Source organism: bacterium, assembly GCA_016873475.1.
Classification (GTDB): Bacteria; Krumholzibacteriota; Krumholzibacteriia; order JACNKJ01; family JACNKJ01; genus VGXI01.
Genome location: VGXI01000199.1, coordinates 1 through 5,504, shown reverse-complemented (window position 1 = coordinate 5,504; position 5,504 = coordinate 1). Strand labels below are relative to the sequence as shown.

The 5,504-nt window shown below is 76.5% G+C and carries 4 protein-coding genes; all 4 read left to right on the top strand.

The genetic code is table 11. The features are described 5' to 3' along the window. Positions 1 to 2,319: hypothetical protein (locus FJ251_13000; protein MBM4118626.1), on the top strand; the 2,319-nt coding region annotated here is incomplete at its 5' end. Next, positions 2,316 to 3,434 (top strand): glycosyltransferase family 4 protein, encoded by a 1,119-nt coding sequence (locus tag FJ251_12995; GenBank protein ID MBM4118625.1) that lies wholly within the window; start codon positions 2,316 to 2,318, stop codon positions 3,432 to 3,434. The genes FJ251_13000 and FJ251_12995, both read left to right, overlap by 4 nt. Next, positions 3,431 to 4,744, top strand: coding sequence for a glycosyltransferase family 4 protein (locus FJ251_12990; protein MBM4118624.1), 1,314 nt, complete (start codon positions 3,431 to 3,433; stop codon positions 4,742 to 4,744). Before FJ251_12995 ends, FJ251_12990 begins: the two co-directional genes overlap by 4 nt. Beyond that, on the top strand, positions 4,612 to 5,504 hold an 893-nt coding region (locus FJ251_12985; GenBank protein MBM4118623.1), incomplete at its 3' end, for a hypothetical protein. The genes FJ251_12990 and FJ251_12985, both read left to right, overlap by 133 nt.

The following is a 5,504-nucleotide window of genomic DNA, read 5'->3' as shown; positions in this document are numbered from 1 at the left end:
CGGATTCGTCCACCGGCAGAGCCTGCCCTTCGGCACCTACGGCGGGCCCGCGCTCGCGCCGGATGCCGACCCCGCGCTGGGGCCGGCGCTCGTCGCGCGCTTCCTCGGCACGAGCGGCGGGCGACGACAGCGCCTGAGCCTCGTCACGCCGCCCTCGCTCGCCGAGCCCGCGGGGCCGGCCGCCGCGCCCGCGCGGCTCGCGACGCAGATCCTCGACCTCAGGCCCGGCTGGGAGCAGGTCTTCGGCGCCGGTTTCGCCAAGGAGCGGCGGCGCCAGGTGCACAAGGCCCTGCGCGAGGGAGTCGTGGTCGCGCGCAGCGCGGAGCCGCAGGACCTGGCCGCCTACCACCGCATCTACCTCGAGCACGCGGCGAGCTGGGGCCTCGCGCGGCCGACGCCGCTCGCGCACTTCACGCAGCTCGCGGCCGACGCCGAGCGCGTGCGCTTCTGGACGGCCCGCCACCAGGGCCGCCTGATCGGCGGCCACCTCAACTTCCACTTCGGCGGCGCGGTCGTCGCCTGGAACGGCTGCGCGAGCAAGGCCCACCGCGAGCTCGCGCCCAGCGTGCTGCTCTACGCGCTGAACCTCGAGCAGGCCTGCGCGGACGGCGAGCTGAGCTTCAACTTCGGCGGCAGCGGCGGCAAGGACCCGCTCTTCGCCTTCAAGGCCGCCTTCGGCGCCCGGCCCGTCGAGTACGGGCTCTGGCGGCGCGAGGGAGCGCTTGCCGCGCTGCTCGCGAGGCGGCGACCGTGAGCGGCGCCGCCCAGACGCCCGCCTCGCGCGCGGGCAGCAACGCGCTCTGGCTGCTGCTCCAGGGCTTGGCGGGCAGCGTCTTCGGGCTGCTGCAGATGAAGCTCTTCACCGTGAGCCTGGGCGCCGAGGTCTTCAGTCGCTTCCTCGTCCTGCGCGGCTTCGCGGTGCTGCTCGCCGCCCTCGGCGGTCTCGGCCTGCCCTCGCTCGCGCAGCGCTTCCTGCCCCAGCTCGAAGTGCGGGGCGAGCGCGCGCGCCTGCTGCGCGTGGCGATTCTGGTCACGGCGCTCAGCCTGGCCGCCTTCGCGCTGACTGCCCTGCTCGCGCGGCTCTTCTGGGCGCCGCTGGCGGGACGCTTCGCGCCCGCTGCCGGCGAGGGCGGTCTCTACGGCGCGACGATCCTGCTCGCCCTCGCCCTCGCCCTCGCCGAGCTGGCCGCGGGACTCTACCAGGGCGTCCGGCGCATGGGGCCGCTGGCGGTGGCCGAGTTCCTCTCCCTCGCCGGGCTCACCGTGCACCTCTACCTCGTGCGCGGCGGCCTCGACGCCGCGGGCGCGCTGCGCCTCTTCGCCTGGTGGTTCCTGGGCCGCGCCGTCCTGCTCCTCGCGCTGCTGCCGCTCTGGCTGCCGCCCGCGAGCCGGGAGGCAGCGGGGGCGCCGCTGCGCATCACCCGCCGCCAGCTCGCCGACTACTGGCTCTACAGCCTGCCCCTGCGCTGGCTGGGCATCGCCTACTTCGAGCTGGACCGCTACGTCGTCGGCCTCGTCGCCGCGCTCGAGCTGGTCGCGCTCTTCCACGTGCCCGCGCGGCTGGTCGGCGTCAGCAAGCGTTTCCTCGCCGCGCCGGTGCTCTCCTTCCAGGCCGAGGTGAGCCGGCTCTACGAGGAGCGGCGCGAGCGGGAGCTCGCACGGCGCCTGCGCCTGCTCGTGCGGGGGCAGCTCGCCGTCTCGCTCTGGCTGGCGGCGGCGCTCTTCCTCGCGGGGCGGCCGCTGATCCTGCTCCTGTCGACGGAGCGCTACCTGATGGCCCTGCCCCTGCTCGGCCTCCTGCTGCTCACCCTGCCCCTGGGCAGTCTCGTGGCCGCGCTCGAGGGAGCGCTGCGCGGCCTCGACGGCCTGGGCGCCGTGCTGCTGGGCAACCTGCTCTGGGCGCTCGCCTACTACGGCGCCCTGCCCTGGTTCATCGGCCGCTGGGGGCTGGCCGGTCTCGGCTACGCGCAGCTCCTGGGCGGGCTCGCGCAGGCCCTGGTCGTGCTGCTCGCCGCCGCGCGGCGGGGCTGGCTCGCCGGCGCCGCCGGCGAGCTGCTGCGCGGCACGCTCTGGTCGCTGCTGCCCGCCCTGGGCGGCGCCGCCCTCGCCTTCGCCTGGCCGGGCCGCACGGGGCTCGCGCCCGCGACCGCGGGCCTCGTCAGCGGGCTCGCCCTGCTCGCCCTGCTCGCGGCGCTCGTGCTGCGCGGGGACGGCCTGCTCACCGGCGAGGAGAAGGGCTGGCTGCTCGCCCGCCTGCCGCAGGGCCGCCTGCGCCGGGGCGCCGGCCGACTGCTGGGCGGCGGGGAGGCGCGCGCATGAGACTCGCCCTGCTCAGCGACGGCCGCAGCCCGCACACGCGCCGCTGGGCGCGCTACTTCGCCGAGCAGGGCGACGAGCTGCTGCTGCTCAGCCTCGAGCCCATCGTCGAACAGCCAGTGCCCGCACGCCGCCTGGGGCCCGCCCTGAAGCCCGCCGCCCTCGCCACCACGCTGGCCCTGCCGGCGGCGCGGCGCGCCCTGGACATCTTCGTGCCCGAGCTCGTCAACGCGCACTTCCTGCCGAACTACGGCTGGCTGGCCTGGCTGCTGGGCACGCGGCCCTGGGCGCTCTCCACCTGGGGTAGCGACGTGCTCGTCAATCCGCGGCGCAGCGCGCTGCACCGCTGGCGCGCGCGGCGCGTGCTGCGCGCCGCCGACTGCATCACGAGCGACGCGGCGATGCTCACCGAGGCGATCCAGGCGCTCGCGGGTCCCGGCCTGCCGGTGCTGACCGCGCCGATGGGCATCGACCGGGCGAGCTTCGCGGCGGCCGCGCCGGCGCTCGGGGCGCCGCGCGCGCGGACCGTCCTGCACAACCGCAACCTCGAGGCCGTCTACGACCTGCCCACCGTGCTGCGCGGCTGCGCGCGCTGGCTGGCGGCGAACCCGGACTGGCGCCTGCGCCTGGCCGGCGACGGCAGCCAGCGCGCCCGGCTCGAGCGCGAAGCGGCGGCCCTGGGCCTGGGCGAGCGGATCGCCTTCCTCGGTCGCCTGGCGCGGCCGGCCCTGCTCGCCGAGCTGGCGCAGGCGGAGATCTATCTCTCGGCCAGCCGTTCGGACAGCACCAGCGTCTCGCTGCTCGAGGCGATGGCCCTGGGCGCCTATCCCGTGCTCAGCGATCTGCCCGCCAATCGCGAGTGGATCGCCGAGCCGCCCCAGGCGCAGTACTTCCCCGTCGGCGACGCCCAGGCCCTGAGCGCCGCCCTCGCGGCCGCGCTCGCGCTGGGCGCCGAGCAGCGCGCGGCCGCCCGCGCCGCGAACCGCGCGACGATCGCCGCCCGGGCGATCTGGGAGGAGAACATGGGCGGTCTGCGCACGGCCTTTCTCGACCTCATCGCGCGCAGGGAGCGCGCCGATGGCGCCCAGCGCGCCCAGCGGGGGGGAGGGCGGCGATGAAGCGCTTCCTGATGGTCGCCCATTTCTTCCCGCCGATGGGCGACGGCGGCGTCTTCAGGAGCCTCAAGTTCGCGCGCTACCTGCCCGAGTTCGGCTGGGAGCCGGTCGTCCTATGCGGACGGGCCGAGGACTACTGGGTGCGGGACGAATCCCTGCTCGCCGAGCTGCCGCCGGGGCTCGAGCGCCTCGCGGTGGGGGGGCTGACGGGCCAGAGCCTGCTGCGCCGCCTGCGCGGCGGGAGCGGCGCGGCCGCCGGCGGCGCGCGCTCGAGCCGCCGCTTCCGGCAGCTGCGGCGCCTGGGCGACTTCCTCCTGCTGCCCGATGCCTACGCCGGCTGGATCGGCCCGGCCACGCGCGCGGGGCGCCGCCGCCTGGCGGCGGGGGACATCGCGCTCGTCTACTCCTCGAGTCCGCCGGACAGCGGCCACTGCGTGGCGCAGCGCCTCGCCGCGGCCAGCGGCCTGCCCTGGGTGGCGGACTTCCGCGACCCCTGGTTCGGCCTCCACCTGAAGACGCCGCCGACCGCCTGGCACCGCTGGCGGCACGCGCGGATGGAGGCGGCGGTGCTCGCCCGCGCCCAGGTGGTGGCGGTCACCGAGGCCTGGCGCGCCCACTACGCGGAGCGGGCGGCGCGGCCGCCGCGCCTGATCCGCAACGGCTTCGATCCGGCGGACTACCCGGCGCGCGCAGCGCCGCCCCGTGTCCCCGGCGCGCCGCTGCGCATCCTGCACACGGGCAAGCTCAGCCTGACGCGATCGGCGGGGCCTTTCCTGGCCGGCCTCGCCGCCCTGCGCGCGGCGCGCCCCGAGCTGGTCGAGCGCCTGGAACTCTGCTTCCTCGGCCCGCGCGAGAGCGACAACGAGGCGGCCGCGCGGGCACTGGGTCTGGCCGACTGCGTGCGCTTCGCGGGCCCGGTCTCGCACGCCGAGAGCGTGGCTCGCCAGCAGGCGGCCGATCTCCTGCTCTTGATCAAGCACGACGACGCGCGCTACAAGGACCTCGTGCCGGGCAAGTTCTACGAGTACGCCGCCGCCGGGCCGCCCCTCCTCGCCGTCACGCCGCCGGGCGAAGTCGAGCAGCTCATCGCCGAGCACGAGCTGGGCTGGGTCTGCCGGCCCGAGGCGGCCAGCGTCTGCGCGACCCTGGCCGCGGCGCTGGAGGCGCTGCGCGCGGGCGGATGGTCGCGGCGGCCGGCGCCGGCGGCCTTCAGCCGCCGCGAGCAGGCGCGCGCCCTGGCCGCGCTCTTCGCCGAGTGCGTCGGCGCGAGCGCCGGCGGGGGCGCCGTGGGTCCGGAGGGGGGACGGCCATGAGCATCGCCGCCGGCACCGCGCGCCGCTACCTGCTCGCGATCGGCCTCGTCTACCTGCTCGCGCAGTGGCCGCTCTGGGGCTACGTCACCGACGACACCTACATCCACCTCGTCTACGCGCAGCACCTGCTGCTCGGCGAGGGCTGGGTCTTCAACGCGGGCGAGCCCAGCTATGGCAGCACGAGCCCGCTCTGGGTGCTCCTGCTCGCGCCCTTCGCGAGCGGGGAGGGGGCGGGCCTGCTCGCCGCGCGCCTGCTGTCGATCGGCGCCGGGCTCCTCGCGATCCCCGTCTTCTATCGGCTCGCCGCGCGCGCGATCCGCCGCGAGGACCTGCGCCTGGCCGCCACCCTGCTCTTCGCGACGGAGGTGTGGTTCCTGCGCTGGGCGGCCTCGGGCATGGAGACCAGCCTCGCCGTGCTCGTCCTGCTCCTGGTCTTCGAGCGGTTGGCGGCCGCGCCCTACCGCAGCGGGGGCGTCTTCACGGTCGGTCTCCTGGCCGGCCTCGCCTGTCTGCTGCGCCCGGAGTTCTACCTGTTCGCGGCCCTGCTGCTCGGGCTCGCCCTCGCCAGCCGCCGCTGGCGCCGGCGCTTCCTGCCGCTCGCCGCCGGCGCGCTGCTGCCCACCCTGCCCTGGCTGCTCTTCGCCCAGTGGCAGTTCGGCGCGCTCTTACCCCACACGGCGGCCGCGAAGAGCGGCAGCTGGCAGGGGCTCGGGCATCTCCTGCTGCAGGCCGGTCGGCTGCTGCGCGTGCCGGTCTCGAG